General features: G+C 73.2%; 13 protein-coding genes. 12 read left to right on the top strand and 1 reads right to left on the bottom strand.

Features of this window, described 5'->3' with window-relative positions:
- Nucleotides 1–93 precede the first annotated feature (93 nt).
- Genes ACI780_RS06005 through ACI780_RS05970 form a run of 8 tightly spaced genes read left to right on the top strand, consistent with a single transcriptional unit; the run spans nt 94 to nt 8,473 of the window.
- Nucleotides 94–1,155, top strand: a complete 1,062-nt coding sequence (locus ACI780_RS06005; protein ID WP_457001479.1) for a Gfo/Idh/MocA family protein — start codon at nt 94–96, stop codon at nt 1,153–1,155.
- The gene (locus ACI780_RS06000) at nt 1,152–2,150 is read left to right on the top strand and encodes an NAD-dependent epimerase/dehydratase family protein (RefSeq protein ID WP_457001477.1); all 999 of its coding nucleotides are present in this window, start codon (nt 1,152–1,154) and stop codon (nt 2,148–2,150) included. Before ACI780_RS06005 ends, ACI780_RS06000 begins: the two co-directional genes overlap by 4 nt.
- Complete coding sequence (locus ACI780_RS05995; protein ID WP_457001475.1) at nt 2,147–3,301, top strand: DegT/DnrJ/EryC1/StrS family aminotransferase; 1,155 nt, start codon at nt 2,147–2,149, stop codon at nt 3,299–3,301. Before ACI780_RS06000 ends, ACI780_RS05995 begins: the two co-directional genes overlap by 4 nt.
- Complete coding sequence (locus ACI780_RS05990; RefSeq protein WP_457001473.1) at nt 3,298–3,993, top strand: NeuD/PglB/VioB family sugar acetyltransferase; 696 nt, start codon at nt 3,298–3,300, stop codon at nt 3,991–3,993. The genes ACI780_RS05995 and ACI780_RS05990 overlap by 4 nt, the downstream gene beginning before the upstream one ends.
- A 17-nt stretch (nt 3,994–4,010) precedes the next feature.
- On the top strand, nt 4,011–5,129 hold the full coding sequence (locus ACI780_RS05985) for a DegT/DnrJ/EryC1/StrS family aminotransferase (protein ID WP_457001471.1): 1,119 nt from the start codon (nt 4,011–4,013) through the stop codon (nt 5,127–5,129).
- Complete coding sequence (locus tag ACI780_RS05980) at nt 5,122–5,718, top strand: acyltransferase (RefSeq protein ID WP_457001469.1); 597 nt, start codon at nt 5,122–5,124, stop codon at nt 5,716–5,718. Before ACI780_RS05985 ends, ACI780_RS05980 begins: the two co-directional genes overlap by 8 nt.
- Before the next feature lie 2 nt (nt 5,719–5,720).
- The gene (locus ACI780_RS05975; protein WP_457001467.1) at nt 5,721–7,244 is read left to right on the top strand and encodes an oligosaccharide flippase family protein; all 1,524 of its coding nucleotides are present in this window, start codon (nt 5,721–5,723) and stop codon (nt 7,242–7,244) included.
- Nucleotides 7,241–8,473, top strand: coding sequence for a glycosyltransferase family 4 protein (locus ACI780_RS05970; protein WP_457001465.1), 1,233 nt, complete (start codon nt 7,241–7,243; stop codon nt 8,471–8,473). The genes ACI780_RS05975 and ACI780_RS05970 overlap by 4 nt, the downstream gene beginning before the upstream one ends.
- Here the strand turns inward: ACI780_RS05970 and ACI780_RS05965 are convergent.
- Entirely contained in the window at nt 8,454–9,620 is a 1,167-nt protein-coding gene (locus ACI780_RS05965) for a glycosyltransferase (RefSeq protein ID WP_457001463.1), read from the bottom strand. The two genes, ACI780_RS05970 and ACI780_RS05965, sit on opposite strands and share 20 nt — an antisense overlap.
- Before the next feature lie 206 nt (nt 9,621–9,826).
- Here ACI780_RS05965 and ACI780_RS05960 point away from each other — a divergent pair, with 206 nt between their 5' ends.
- From ACI780_RS05960 to ACI780_RS05945, 4 genes are read left to right on the top strand one after another with little or no spacing between them, the layout of a single operon-like run.
- Entirely contained in the window at nt 9,827–11,143 is a 1,317-nt protein-coding gene (locus ACI780_RS05960; RefSeq protein ID WP_457001709.1) for a hypothetical protein, read from the top strand.
- Nucleotides 11,140–12,144: a glycosyltransferase gene (locus ACI780_RS05955; protein ID WP_457001461.1), complete on the top strand. Its 1,005-nt coding sequence runs from the start codon at nt 11,140–11,142 to the stop codon at nt 12,142–12,144. The genes ACI780_RS05960 and ACI780_RS05955 overlap by 4 nt, the downstream gene beginning before the upstream one ends.
- 26 nt (nt 12,145–12,170) lie before the next feature.
- A complete protein-coding gene (locus tag ACI780_RS05950; RefSeq protein WP_457001459.1) occupies nt 12,171–13,169 on the top strand; it encodes a glycosyltransferase family 2 protein in 999 nt (332 codons plus the stop codon).
- Nucleotides 13,166–14,629, top strand: coding sequence for an O-antigen ligase family protein (locus tag ACI780_RS05945; protein ID WP_457001457.1), 1,464 nt, complete (start codon nt 13,166–13,168; stop codon nt 14,627–14,629). The genes ACI780_RS05950 and ACI780_RS05945 overlap by 4 nt, the downstream gene beginning before the upstream one ends.
- Nucleotides 14,630–14,631 lie beyond the last annotated feature (2 nt).

Below are 14,631 nucleotides of genomic sequence, written 5' to 3'. Positions count from 1 at the left end.
TCTGAAAGAGGCACGACGCGAGGCCACCCGAGACGGGTGGACGCACACCAGACTGGCCCGGCGCGACCGGTCGAGGACCACGGGGAGACGACAGTGACGACACCCATCGGCATCGCCGTGATCGGCGCGGGCTACTGGGGACCGAACCTGGTCCGCAACGCGCAGGCCACCCCTGCGCTCCGGCTCGAGTACCTCTGCGACCTCGACGTCGCCCGAGCCCGTGCCGTGCTGGGGGACTACAGCACAGTGCGGGTCACCGACGACCTCGACGCGGTGCTGTCCGACCCCGCCGTCGCCGCCGTCGCGGTGGCCACGCCGGCGGCCACCCACGCAGGCATCGCGATGGCGGCTCTCGCCGCCGGCAAGCACGTGCTGGTCGAGAAGCCGCTGGCGGCCAGCCTCGCCGACGGCGCGAAGATCGTGCGCACCGCTGAGGACGCGGGCCTGGTCCTCATGCTCGACCACACCTACTGCTACACGCCGGCGGTGTCCCACCTGCGCGAGCTGGTGCGCGGCGGCGAGCTCGGCGTCCTGCAGTACCTGGACTCGGTGCGGATCAACCTCGGCCTGGTGCAGGCCGACGTCGACGTCGTCTGGGACCTCGCGCCGCACGACCTGTCGATCCTCGACTCGCTGCTCCCCGACGGCGTCACGCCGGTGAGCGTGGCCGCGCACGGCGCCGACCCGCTCGGCTGCGGGCAGGTGTGCGTGGCCCACCTGTCGATCCAGCTCAGCTCGGGTGCGCTCGCGCACGTGCACGTCAACTGGCTGTCGCCGACGAAGGTCCGCACGACGATCGTCGGCGGCTCCCGGCGCACCGTCGTCTGGGACGACCTCAACCCGACCCAGCGCGTGGCGGTCTACGACCGCTCCATCGAGACCCGCGACCCCGCCGAGCTGGGCGTCGAGGCCCGCAACCAGACGCGGGTGTCCTACCGGATCGGGGACATGGTCGCCCCGGCACTCCCCGAGAGAGAGGCACTGCGCACGATGATGGGCGAGTTCGCCGCCGCGATCACCGAGGGGCGGCCACCGCTCACCGACGGCCGCTCCGGGCTGCGGGTGCTGGCGATGCTGGAGGCGGCGAGCGCCAGCCTGCGCGCCGGCGGCGTCGCGGTGCCGGTGGAGCAGGTCACCGCGGAGGTGGCCGCGTGAGCGCCGCCGTGGAGCTCTCCGGCAGCCGGGTGCTGGTCACCGGCGGCGCGGGCACGATCGGGTCGCACGTCGTCGACCAGCTCGTCGAAGCCGGGGCCGCGGAGGTCGTCGTCCTCGACAACCTCGTCCGCGGCCGGCTGGCCAACCTCGACCGGGCCCTGGAGCGCGGCGGCGACGTCGTCCGGGTGGTCGAGGGGGACATCCGCGACGTCGCGCTCGTCCACGAGCTGACCCGCGGGAAGGACCTGGTCTTCCACCTCGCCGCGCTGCGGATCACCCAGTGCGCCGAGCAGCCGCGGCTGGCGCTGGAGTCGCTGGTCGACGGCACCTTCACGGTGCTCGAGGCCGCCGCCGAGCACGGCGTGGCCAAGGTGGTCGCCTCGTCGTCGGCCTCGGTCTACGGCCTCGCGGAGGAGTTCCCGACCACCGAGCGGCACCACCCGTACAACAACGACACCTTCTACGGGGCGGCCAAGGCCTTCAACGAGGGCATGCTGCGCAGCTTCAAGGCCATGTACGACCTCGACTCGGTCGCGCTGCGCTACTTCAACGTCTACGGCCCGCGGATGGACGTGTACGGCGTCTACACCGAGGTGCTCATCCGCTGGATGGAGCGCATCGCCGCCGGCGAGCCGCCGCTGATCCTCGGGGACGGCCTGCAGACGATGGACTTCGTCCACGTCGAGGACATCGCCCGCGCCAACCTGCTGGCCGCGCGCGCCGACGTCACCGACACGGTCTTCAACATCGCCTCCGGCACCGAGACCAGCCTGCGCGAGCTCGCCGACCGGCTGCTCGCGGCGATGGCGTCGGACCTGGCGCCGGTGCACGGCGAGGCCCGCAAGGTCAACGCCGTCACCCGACGGCTGGCCGACGTGACCGCGGCCCGCGAGCAGCTCGGCTGGACCGCGCAGATCGGTCTCGACGAGGGCCTGCGGGGCCTGGTCGAGTGGTGGCGCGCCGAGTGCGCGCCGGCGCAGGAGACCCTGGCATGACACTGGTCGACCTGCCGGCGCTGCCCACCATCCCGGTGATGAAGCCGTGGCTGGGGGAGGAGGAGGCCGCGGCCGCCGCCGAGGCGGTGGCCTCGGGCTGGGTCGCGCAGGGGCCGCGGGTCAAGGCGTTCGAGGAGACCTTCGCCCGCCGGATCGGGGTCCCCGAGGCGGTCGCCGTCTCCAACTGCACGACCGGGCTGCACCTGGCGCTGCACCTGCTCGGCGTCGGGCCCGGCGACGAGGTCGTCGTCCCCTCGTTCTCCTTCATCGCCACCGCCAACGCCGCCCGCTACGTGGGCGCCCAGCCGGTCTTCGCCGATGTCGACGCGCTCACCGGCAACCTGACGCCCGCCACGGTCGAGGCGGTGCTCACCCCGCGCACCCGCGCCGTCGTGGTCGTGCACCAGGCCGGCGTCCCCGCCGACGTCCCCGCGCTGGAGGCGCTGCTCGCGCCCCGGGGGATCGCGGTGGTGGAGGACGCCGCCTGCGCCATCGGCAGCACCCTGCACGGCCGCCCGGTGGGCGCCGGGGCGCACCTGGCCGCCTTCTCCTTCCACCCCCGAAAGCTGGTGACCACCGGCGAGGGCGGCATGCTGACCACCACCGCGCCGGAGGTGGCCGCCCGCGCCCGCCGGCTGCGCGAGCACGGCATGAGCGTCAGCGCGGCCGACCGGCACGCCACCGGCCGGGTCGCGCCGGAGCAGTACCTCGAACCCGGCTTCAACTTCCGGATGACCGACGTGCAGGCCGCCATCGGGCAGGTGCAGCTGACCCGACTGGACGCGATGGTCGCCCGTCGCCGGGAGCTGGCCGCCCGCTACCGCGAGCTGCTCGCCGACCTGCCCGGCCTGCGGCTGGTGGCCGACCCGCCCTGGGGGACGACGAACTTCCAGTCCTGCTGGGTGCTGCTGCCCGAGGACGCGCCGGTCGGCCGGGACGCCGTCCTGGAGGGGATGAGCGCGGCCGGGATCTCCTGCCGCCGCGGCATCATGGCCGCCCACCTCGAGCCCGCCTACGCCGACCGGCCGCGGGTCAGCCTGCCGGTGACCGAGCGCCTCACCGCCGACAGCCTGGTCCTGCCGCTGTTCCACCAGATGACCGAGGCCGACCAGGACCGCGTGGTCGACGCCCTCCGCGCGGCACTGCGGTGAGCGCGACCGCGCGGCCGCTGGTCGTCCTCGGCTCGGGCGGTGCCGCCCGCGAGGTCGTCCAGCTGCTGCGCGCCTGCCCGGAGGCCGCCGGCGTCCCCGTCGCGGTCGCCGGGTTCCTCGACGACGACCCGGCGCGCGCGGGCGCGGCCGTCGACGGCGTCCCCGTGCTCGGGCCGACCGGCGAGGCCGCACAGCACGCGGCCCGCGGGGCGCTGCTGCTGGCCTGCGTCGGCAACCCGGGCGCCCCGGCCTCCCGGCAACGACTCGTCGACCGGCTCGGCCTGCCCGACGAGGTCTGGGCCACCGTGGTGCACCCGCTGGCGAGCGTCTCGCCGGACAGCACGGTCGGCGCCGGCTCGGTGCTGCACGCCGGCGTCGTCCTCACCGCCGCGGTGACCGTGGGCCGGCACGTCTACCTGATGCCGCACGTCGTGCTCACCCACGACGACGAGGTCGGCGACGCGGCCACCTCCGGCGCCGGCGTCCGGCTGGCCGGCGGCGTCTCGGTCGACGCCGCCGCCTACCTCGGCTCGGGCGCCCTCGTCCGCGAGCACCGGCGGATCGGAGCCGGCGCCGTCGTCGGCATGGGCAGCGTCGTCCTCCGTGACGTGCCGCCCGGTCAGACCTGGGCCGGCAACCCGGCCCGCCCGCTCGTCCCGTCCACCGCTGCCCTCCTGGAGGCCTCCCTGTGACGACCGTCGACCGACCCGTGACGACCCGTCCGGTCCCGCTGGTCGACCTCGGCATCCAGCGCGACCGCATCGCCGACGAGGTGGCCGAGGGGTTCGCGCGGGTGCTGGCCACGACCGCGTTCGTGCAGGGACCCGACGTGGGCGCCTTCGAGGAGGAGTTCGCCGCCTTCACCGGCCGGGCGCACTGCGTCGGCGTCGGCAACGGCACCGACGCGCTGGAGTTCGCGCTGCGCGCCGCGGGCGTCGGCGCGGGCGACCCCGTGGCGCTGCCGGCCAACACCTTCGTGGCGAGCGCGGAGGCGGTGCTGCGCGCCGGCGGCCGGCCGGTCCCGGTCGACGTCGACGATGAGCACCTGCTGCTCGACCCGGCGGCCCTCGAGGCGGTCGCGGGGGAGTGCCGCGCGGTGCTGCCCGTGCACCTGTTCGGCCAGATGGCCCCGATGGCGCAGATCCGGGAGGTCGCCGAGCGGTACGGGCTGGTGGTGGTCGAGGACGCCGCGCAGTCACAGGGCGCCACCCACCGCGGGGTGCCGATGGGCGGCTGGGGCACCGCGGCCGGCACGAGCTTCTACCCGGGCAAGAACCTCGGCGCCTACGGCGACGCGGGCGCGGTCACCACCGACGACCCCGGCGTCGCCCGCACCGTGCGGCTGCTCGCCAACCACGGCAGCGAGGTCAAGTACGAGCACCCCGTCCTGGGCTTCAACTCCCGCCTGGACACCCTGCAGGCTGTGGTGCTGCGGGCCAAGCTGCACCGGCTCGCCGGGTGGAACGCCGAGCGGGTGGCCGCCGCCGACCGCTACGCGGACCTGCTCGCCGGCGTCCCGAGCGTGCGGCTGCCGGCGGTGGCGCCGGGCAACGAGCACGTGTGGCACCTCTACGTCGTGCGGGTGGCCGCCCGCGACGCCGTGCTGGCCGACCTCAACGCGGCCGGGATCGGGGCCGGCGTGCACTACCCGGTGCCGGTGCACCTGACCGGCGCGCTGGCCCCGCTGGGTCACGGGCCGGGCGACTTCCCGGTCGCCGAGCGGGCGGCCGGCGAGATCCTCTCCCTGCCGCTGTTCCCGGGCATCACGCCCGCCCAGCAGGAGCGCGTCGCCGAGGTGCTCGCCGGGGCGGTGGTGCGGCATGGCTGAGCCGCCCGGCGTGCAGGTGCACCGGCTGGGGCTGTGCGAGAGCGACGACGTCGGCCCCGGCACCCGGATCTGGGCCTGGGCGCACGTGCTGCCCGGCGCCCGCGTCGGGGTCGACTGCAACGTGTGCGACCACGCCTACGTCGAGGGCGGCGCCCGCCTCGGCGACCGGGTGACCGTGAAGAACGGCGTCCTCGTCTTCGACGGCGTCGACATCGGCGATGACGTGTTCCTCGGCCCCGGCGTCGTGTTCACCAACGACCTGCGGCCCCGCGCCCACGTGAAGAAGGGCGCCGACGCGCTGCTGCCGACCGTGGTCGAGGACGGCGTCACGCTCGGCGCGGGCACCGTCGTCGTCTGCGGCACCCGCATCGGCCGGCACGCCTTCGCCGCCGCGGGGTCGGTCGTCACCCGTGACGTCCCGGCGCACGCCTTCGTCGCCGGCAACCCCGCGCGGCAGCGCGGCTGGGTCTGCGCCTGCGGCGAGCGGCTCGACGACCTGACCTGCGCCGCCTGCGGTGCGGCGTACGTGTGCCCAGGTCCCGGCGCGGGCCTCGAGCACGCTCCGATCCCGGCGGCATCGGACGCCTGATCATGGGCCTGCGCGTCAGCGAGGAGGCCTCGCTCTTCAATCGTGCGGGGCATGCCCTCGGCTGGAGCGTGGCGAGCACGGCGATCGGCAAGCTGAGCACCCTCGCGATCGGCATCGCACTCGCGCGCATCCTCGGTCCCGAGGAGTTCGGGACGTTCGCCGTCGCCCTCGTGGCGCTGCTGGCCGTCCTCAGCTTCAACGAGCTTGGTGTCAGCCTGGCGATCGTCCGCTGGCCGGGAGAGCCGGAGGACATCGCACCGACCGTCGCCACGCTGTCCGTGGGCTCGAGCCTCGTCACCTATGCCGGCTGCTGGTTCGCGGCACCGGCGTTCAGTGACCTCATGGGCCAGCCCGATGCGACCCCAACGGTCCGGCTGCTCTGCGTGTGCGTGCTCGTCAACGGCCTGGTGGCCGCTCCGGCAGCAGTCCTGCAACGCCAGTTCCGGCAGGACCGCAAGCTCGTCGCCGACCAGGTGACCACGTGGGTCGGCGCCCTCGTCTCGATCGGTTGTGCGCTGGCCGGTGCAGGGGCGATCAGCCTGGCCATCGGGCAGCTCACCGGCGCCGTCGCCGGTGGCGTGCTGCTCGCCGCGTTCGCGCCGTCGGCGCTGCGATTGGGGTTCGACCCCGGACGAGCCCGCGCGCTGCTCCGCTTCGGGCTGCCGCTGGCGGGGTCGAGCATCGTCGTCTTCGCTGTCGGCAACGTCGACCGACTGGTCGTCGGAGCCGTGCTCGGGCCGGTCCCGCTGGGTCTCTACGTCCTCGCGGTCAACCTGGCGAACTGGCCGGTCGCCGTCTTCTCCCAACCCGTCAGGGCAGTCGCTCCGGCCACGCTCGCCCGGCTGCAACACCGTCCCGACGTGATGCGCTCGACCTTCCTCGTGTTCGCGGGCCTGCTCACCGCCGTCACTGCGCCGGTGTGCGCGCTCCTGGGTGGAGCCGCCGAGCCGCTCGTGCGACTGGTCTACGGCACCGTGTGGGCCCCGGCGGCCGAGGCCCTGCCGTGGCTGGCCGCACTCGCCGTGCTGCGGGTGCTGTTCGAGTTGCACTACGACCACCTGGTCGTCCTGGCCCGAACCCGGGCGGTCTTCGCCGCCCAGGTCGTGTGGCTCGCTGCGCTGCTTCCGGCGACGGTCCTGGGTGCGCGGGCAGCCGGAGCGGAGGGAACCGCGGCTGCGTCCCTCCTCGTTGCGGCGCTGGTGGTCGCGCCCGTCTACCTCACCGCGGTGAGCCGGTCGGGGGTCGCTCCCGCCGCGGTCGGTCGGCGGGTCGCCCTGCCGGCCGGGGTCGCCGCCGTCGTGGGAGCGCTTGCGTGGCTCGTGTCCCGGACCGTCGACCCGGACATCGTGGCGCTGGCGACCGCCGCCGTACCGGCAGTCGCGGCGGTCGCGTTGCTGCTGTACCGGGCGCGGGACGACGTCCGGCGGCTCCGCAGTGACCTCGGACGCCAGGAGGTCGCCCCGTCGGTGCCGGCGGTCCCCTCGTCGACCGGGGCCGCGATCTCGACAGGAGGGATCCGCCCGTGAGGCCTCTGCGCGTCCTCGTGTACCCGCACACGATGGAGATCGGCGGCAGCCAGCTCAACGCGCTCGAGATCGCCGCGGCCGTTCGCGATCGCGGACACGAGGTGCTGCTCTACGCGCCCGACGGGGACCTGCTCTCCCACGCCCACGACCTGGGTCTCGAGCACGTACCGGCGGCCACCGCGCCGTTCCACCCCTCGCCCACGGTCACCGCCGACCTGGCGCGCCTGGTGCGCGACCGTGGGCTGGACGTCCTGCACGGTTACGAGTGGCCGCCGGCCCTCGAGGCATTCGCCGTGCGTGCCCTGCGACCGCACGTGGCCGCCGTGGCCACGGTGATGTCCATGGCCGTGCCGCCCTTCCTGCCCTCGTCCATGCCGCTCGTCGTCGGCACCCAGCGGCTGGCCGACCAGGCCCGCCGTGTGCGGCGTGGCCCGGTCCAGCTCCTCGAGCCACCGGTCGACACGCAGGCCAACCGGCCGGGGATCGCCGCGGCCGCGTTCCGCGCCGCGTACCCGGTCGACCCCGGTACCGCCCAGGTCGTCGTCGTGTCCCGGCTCGCACACGAGCTCAAGCTGGAGGGCATCCTCACGGCCGTCCGCGCGGTCGCGGCGCTGACCCGGCACCGGGCCATCCGCCTGGTCGTGGTGGGAGACGGTCCCGCGGCGCCCGAGGTGCAGCTTGCGGCGGAGGAGGCCAACCGAGAGGCGGGTCGCGTCGTCGTCCTGGTCACCGGCCAGCTCGATGATCCTCGCGGGGCGTACGACGCCGCCGACGTGTGCCTCGGGATGGGCGGGTCGGCGTTGCGTGCGCTGGCCTTCGCTCGACCGCTCGTCGTCCAGGGGGAGCGGGGCTTCTTCGAGCTGCTCACCCCCGAGACCGTCGGGTGCTTCCTGGAGCAGGGGTGGTACGGCGTGGGGAACCGGACCCCTGAGCGGGCGGCTGCCCACCTGACGGGGGTCCTCGCCTCGCTGCTCGACGACCGGCCGCTCCGTGAGCGACTCGGGGCCTACGGTCGGGAACTGGTCACAGAACGTTTTGGCCTGAGCCGGGCCGCCGATTCCCAGATCGAGCTCTATCTCCAGGCCGTCGAGGCCCGCGCCGGGAGGGGACGCACGGTGGCCGAGGGCGCGCGGTGCACCGCCTCGGTGCTCGGACACAAGGCACGGCGGCGGGTCCAGCGGCTGCGTGGGGACGTCGCCCGGGACGACTTCAATGCCAAGCCGGCCTGATCGGCGGTGGGGCGCCGTGGCGGTCTGCCGCGCTGAGCAACACGTCGGCACGCGCCGCCCAGCTGTTCTCGTGGGCCCAGCCGAGGCTGCGCTCCCGCCATCCGGTGGGCGGACCCGACACGGCCAGCGAGGCCGCCGCCGCTGCGAACTTCCGAGGTTCCGCGGCTGTGGTGACCAGTCCGTGGGGCAGCAACTCGAGCGCCGGCAGGGGACTGCTCACCACGGGCACACCGGCAGCGAGGTACTCCAGCGTCTTCAGCGGGATGCTCGCCTGGTTGAACGCCGTCAGACGGTAGGGCGTCAGTCCCACGTCCATGGCGGCGAGGTAGGTGGGGAGGCGTTCGACCGGCTGACGGCCCACCCACTGGACCTGGTCGCGTGCCATGAGGGCCGCGACTCGCGACGGCTCGAAGGAGGGGTCGATCGGCCCGACCAGCAGGAGCGACAGGTCGGCGTCGACCACTGCTTCCAGCAGGGCGAGGTCCAGTCGCGCCGAGAGCTGACCGACCACACCGACAACCGGGCGGGTCAAGCGGAGGTGCGCTGGCCGAGACGCCGCCGCCACCTGCCTGCGGACGCTGGGATCGCAGCCGTTGGGGAGCACCTGCACGTCGTGCCCCGCGGCGGACCAGCGCTGGGCGAGGACCGGCGAGATGGCCAACCGCACTCCGGCGCTGGCGAGTTGGCGGCGCTCCCACCGTGCGAGCAGCTCGCGGTCGATCCCCATGAGATCGGCCCCGGCGGCGAAGTCGTCGGTGGCGTAGTAGACACGTGTGCCGCCCAGACGTGGACGGGGTTGCGGGGTGGCAACCACCTCGGTCGTCGGGACCAGCCCCTCTCGCCGCATGGCGGACCGCGCTGCACGGCCGGCGCGCCAGGAGGACAGCCGCCACGTCATACGTCGGTTGGGCCATGGCGGGCCGGCGGTCCGGATGGTCACCAGCGAGGGCGAGCGGCGGGTGATCTTGACCGGTCGCAGCAGCCCGCGCAGGCCCTGTTCGCGCAACCAGTGCTGGAGCGGAACGGGCGGGTCGACCCACAGCACGGGACGGTGCCGGGAGACCGCCTGCGCGAGGAGACGGTCGGTCCCTGTGACCTCGTCCCAGCCCACGCCCGGATACCAGACGACGCGCCCGGACGGGATCACGGCTCGACGGAGGCGGCAGTGAGCGACATGGCGCTGCACAGTAACCGCGCGCACGAGGGGGAGCGGACGTGAGCACACCGCCGACTGGACGAACCGGGACAGGACTCGCCGAACCTGCATCGGCCGGTGAGACGCAGGCGCCCGCAGCACATCGGCGGCGTCGACGGGTCGTGTGGGTAGGCACCGCAGCGCTTCTGGTCGTGGTCTTGGCCGTCGTCCTGGCCGTCGTCCGGGACGGGACCGTGCAGGGCGGAACGGGCGCCGACGGGCCCACCCACGACACAGGCACCGGTTCCGGGGGCGATGCCGGCGGTGTCGTCCCGCCACGCGGCGACGTCGCGCTGCTCGCCCTCCCGCGGGTCCCGTGGGAGGGCGGCCCCGAGTACTGGTCTCGGTACCCAGCGGCCGTCGCGGCCGGCTGGACCGACCCCACGTTCTTCCCAGTCGTCGCCTGGCATGACGGCATCTCCTCCGACGAGGAGGTCCAGTACGACAAGGGGATCGGGATCAACACGTACATCGGCATGGACGCCGCGACGCCCTACAGCCTGTTCGCCGACAACGGCGTCTTCTGGATGGGCTCGCAGCTCAACGAGACGTTCCCTGAGGACGGCGCCAACTGGCCCGCCGCGTTCCTCGACGACGAGGTCGACGGCCGCTACACCCCCGAGGAGGGCCGAGCACACCTCGAGAAGCTGCGCGGGGATCTGCCCGGCGACCGGCCGGCCTACGCGAACTTCACGCAGAGCGTGATCAGCACCGACATGGCCCGTGACGACACCGAGGCCTACGTGAACGGCTACAGCGACATCGTCTCGGTGGACATGTACTGGTACACGATCCCGTTCTGCGACTTGCAGCCGTTCCGCGGCTCGGTCTACCTGGTGCCCGTACGGGAAGACACCTGCAGAACCGCGTCGAGCTACGGTGCGGTCGTCGACTCCCTCCGTCAGCTCGACGCCGCAGACGGTCGACTCCAGGCGATCTGGCAGTTCGTGGAGCTGCTCAACGGCGGGCCAGGAGGGGGCCCCTTCACCGCGAACATCCAATCCGGTCAGCTGCAGGGTGCGGTCATGAACTCGGTGATCCACGAAGCCAGGGGCATCGTGTGGTTCAACCAGTCCCTCAGTGGCCCCTGTCAGGGCGGCAACCTCATCCGCCTCTCCCAGGTGCAGGACGACTTCTGCGGCGCTGACCAGGTCGCGGCCGCCGCCGAGGTCAACAGCGTGGTGCGCCAGCTGGCACCGGTACTCAACACCCAGTCCTACGAATGGGACGCCGGCCCCGGACTGGACACCATGCTCAAGGCCCGGGACGGATCGGCCTACCTGTTCGCGATGATCGACGGCAGCGCCGGCCCCGGCGAGCGCACCCTGCAACTGCCGTCAGGTGTCGGCACGCAGGTCGAGGTCTTGTTCGAGGACAGGTCGCTGCCAGTCAGCAACGGCGTCTTCGTGGACACCTTCGCCGAGGAGTACACCTGGCACGTCTACCGCATCCCCCTGACGGGGGATCAACAGTGACCCGACTCGTCACCCACGTGCTGCTCACCCGCTTCAACCTCCCCTCCCGTGGGCACGAGAGCCTCGTCCGGGCTCAGGAGAACTGGTTGCGGGACCGGGTCGCGCTCTTCGAGCGGCACTGCCTCCCCTCGGTGCTCGGCCAGACCCGGCGCGACTTCCGCTGGCTGGTGTACTTCGACCCGGCCAGCCCTGACTGGCTGCTCGAGTGGATGCGCGACCACGAGCGGCGTGGTTCCTTCACTCCCCTCCTGCGCGAGGAGGTGCCTCACGCCGATCTGATGGCCGACATCGGTGCGGTGACCCGCGACCGATCGGGAGACCTGCTCACGACCAACCTCGACAACGACGACGGCCTGGCGCGGGACTTCGTCGCCCGCCTGCAGGACGCCGCGGTTCCCCCCGGACGTGCGGCGCTGTACGTCGGCGAGGGGCTCATCGTGAGAGGCGACCGCGTCTACCGCCGTCTGGACCGGTACAACGCCTTCTGTTCGGTACGCGAGACCTGGGACGACCCTGTGACCTGCTGGTCGGACTGGCACACCGGGCTGGTGGACCACATGCCTGCTGTCGTCCTCCGTGGTCACCCGGGCTGGCTGCAGGTCGTGCACGGAGGCAACGTCAGCAACCGCGTCCGCGGCCGCCGCACGCGGCCCTCGACACACACCGAGGCCTTCCCCGGACTGCCCGGGGGACTTCCCGATCCGGGGTGGGCCGCGCTCGCGGCAGACGTGCTCGTCGGTGGGCCAGGACGCGCGCTCCGGGAGGCCGGCCGAGCGGCGATCAAGACGGTGGTCCTAGCCGTCCTGGGGCGCGAGGCGCTCGACCGAGTCAAGTTCTTCGCGGCCACCGCCCGCAACCGGGTTCGCCGATCGAGGACGCCAGGACGATCGGGCGTGGCAGGGAAGAACCCGGTGACGGAGCCGGTCAGGGCCCGTATGTTGCCCGTCGACGGGGGCGCCGGGCGCCCTGGCGGTGGCTCCAGCGTCGCGGACCCGGTGTGAGGACGACGACAGGACGGCGGACGCCCATGAGCCGGACCGCGCTGCCCCGTACGGCGGCGCGTGGAGTGCCGGACGGCTCCGAGCCGGACGTCCCGCTCGACTGCGTCCTGGTCGTCGTCACCTACCGCAGTGCCCGGGACCTTCCGCGTCTACTGGACTCGGTCCCGGCGGCGCTGCGGGGCCTCCGGGCGGAGACCCTGGTGGTGGACAACGCTTCCGATGACGAAGTGGCGGGCGTCGTGGCAGGCCGACCGGCGACCCGTCTGCTCCCCGCCGGGGCGAACCTCGGCTACGCCGGAGCCATCAACCTCGCCCTGGAGCAGGTTCCCCCGGCGCGATGGGTGGCGGTCCTCAATCCGGACCTGACGCTCGCACCGGGGGCGCTCGCCCAGTTGGTGGCGTGTGGTGAGCGCACCGGCGCGGCGGCCGTGGTGCCCCGTCTCCTCGACGCCGATGGGCACCCGTCACCATCCCTGCGGCGGGAGCCGACGGTGCGCCGGGCGCTCGGCGAGGCGCTGCTCGGTGACATCCTGCCGAGCCGGCCGCCATGGTCCTCCGAACTCGTGCGGGACGCGGCGGCTTACCGAGTCGAGCACCCCATCGAGTGGGCCACCGGCGCGGTGGTCCTCCTCCGCACTTCAGCGGTGGCCCGGGTGGGGCGCTGGGATCCCCGGTTCTTCCTCTACTCCGAGGAGACCGACTACCTGCGCCGCATCCGGGCGGCGGGGTCTTCTGTCTGGTTCACACCTGCAGCTGTGGCGCGGCACCGTGGAGGCGGTTCCGGGCAATCCCCCGACCTCGCCGCGCTCCTGGTCGTCAACCGCGTGCGTTACGCCCGCAAGTGGCACGGCCGCCCCACAGCGGCGGCTGTCTGGGCGGTCTCTCTCCTGCACTGCACACTGCGGCTGGGGGACGCGGGTCACCGCCGGGCCCTCGCCGCACTCCTCTCCAGGAGAGTGCGACACGGTCTCCCGGGCGCCGAGCACGCGCCGGATCGAGCCACTGCCGTCAGGAGTTCTGCGTGAGCCGCGCGGTGACCGCAGGACCTGCCGGTCCGATCGGCGAGCCTCGGCGGACCGAGTCGCCGTCACGGACACTGCCGCGAGCCGACTCCCGCGCCGCTGGAGTGCCCGGACGGCGTACTGGCACAGCGGAGGCGCCCTGGTCGCCGGTCGAGGTCAGGGAACGGCAAGCCACGCTGTTGCTCGGCGCCTACGCCATCACGCTCTTCGTGTTCCCGTCCGACCTCGTGCTGCGGATCGTGGGCGGTCAGGGCTATGTGGCCGGGTTGATCGCGCTCATGCTCTTCGTGCTGTGGGTCGCCTCGACGCTGCTGGGTGCACACGACCCGCTGCAGGTCCGCCACCCCACGCGCGCGGCGGTCGCCTACTTCGTCCTCACCGGTCTGCTGTGCTGGGCTTTGACGCCGTTCCACGGTCTCAACGCCACGCAACAGCTGGCCGCAGATCGCTGGATCATGATGCTCGCCGGCACAGCGGGTGTCGTCCTCGTGGCTGCTGAGGGCCTCGGACGTCTGGCCAACCTGCTGACCGTCTTGCGGATGGCTGTCTACGGCGCCGCCTTCTGCGCCTTCGTCGCCGTACTCCAATGGGTCCTCACGATCGATCTCAGCGGCCCCATCCGCAACCTGCTGCCCGGCTTCACCGTCGACGGCACGCTGAGTGTCTGGCAGGCCCGCGGCGCCCTCCAGCGGGTCTTCGGCACAGCCATGCACCCCATCGAGCTCGGCGTCGTCTCCGGCATGATGCTGCCGCTGGCCCTGGTGCTGGCCGTCCACGACCGGCCCCGTGGTGCGGTCTCGCGGTGGCTCCCCGTCCTGCTGATCGGCCTGGCCATCCCCGCCTCGGTCTCCCGATCGGCGGTCCTGGCCGCACTGGTGGCATCGGTGGTGTTGGTGCTCTCCTTGCCGGCGCGACCGCGCGTCACCGCACTCGTCCTGCTGCCTGCGAGCGCCTTCGCGATCGGTATCGCGAGGCCGGGCTACCTCAGGACACTCGCGGAGTTCATCGGCGCCGGAAGCGCCGACACGTCGGTGTCCAGCCGGATCGAGGACTACCCGATGGTCGCGCGTCTGGTCGCCGAGCACCCCTGGGCCGGCCTCGGTGGTGGAACCTATCTCCCGGCAGACCTCCTGGCGGTGTTGGACAACCAGTACCTCAAGAGCGCGATCGAGCTGGGACTGATCGGGATGACGGGACTGATCATCTACTTCCTGGTCCCGGTGCTGACCGCGCTCGGCGCGCGCCTGCGTTCCCGGGACCCCGTCCTGCGGGCCGTCGCCGGCGCGCTGGCCGGCGCCGCGCTGGCCGGGGCCGTCTGCGCAGCGACCTTCGACGCCTTCGCGTTCAACATGTTCGTCGGAGTACAGGCGCTGGTGACCGGGTGCGCAGGGGCGTGCTGGGTGCTGTCCCGCCGGGAGCCGCATGGACCCGCATCCACTGTCCACGACGTGAACGGAGACTGACC

It is taken from the genome of Geodermatophilus sp. SYSU D00814, from assembly GCF_054050055.1.
This window is presented reverse-complemented; position numbering and strand designations above follow the sequence as displayed.

Bases quoted from the DNA above. Each gene is read 5' to 3' on its own strand.
- ACI780_RS05950 (WP_457001459.1), top strand. From the start codon at position 12,171: ATGAGCCGGACCGCGCTGCCCCGTACGGCGGCGCGTGGAGTGCCGGAC.
- ACI780_RS05980 (WP_457001469.1), top strand. From the start codon at position 5,122: ATGGCTGAGCCGCCCGGCGTGCAGGTGCACCGGCTGGGGCTGTGCGAG.
- ACI780_RS05975 (WP_457001467.1), top strand. From the start codon at position 5,721: ATGGGCCTGCGCGTCAGCGAGGAGGCCTCGCTCTTCAATCGTGCGGGG.
- ACI780_RS05995 (WP_457001475.1), top strand. From the start codon at position 2,147: ATGACACTGGTCGACCTGCCGGCGCTGCCCACCATCCCGGTGATGAAG.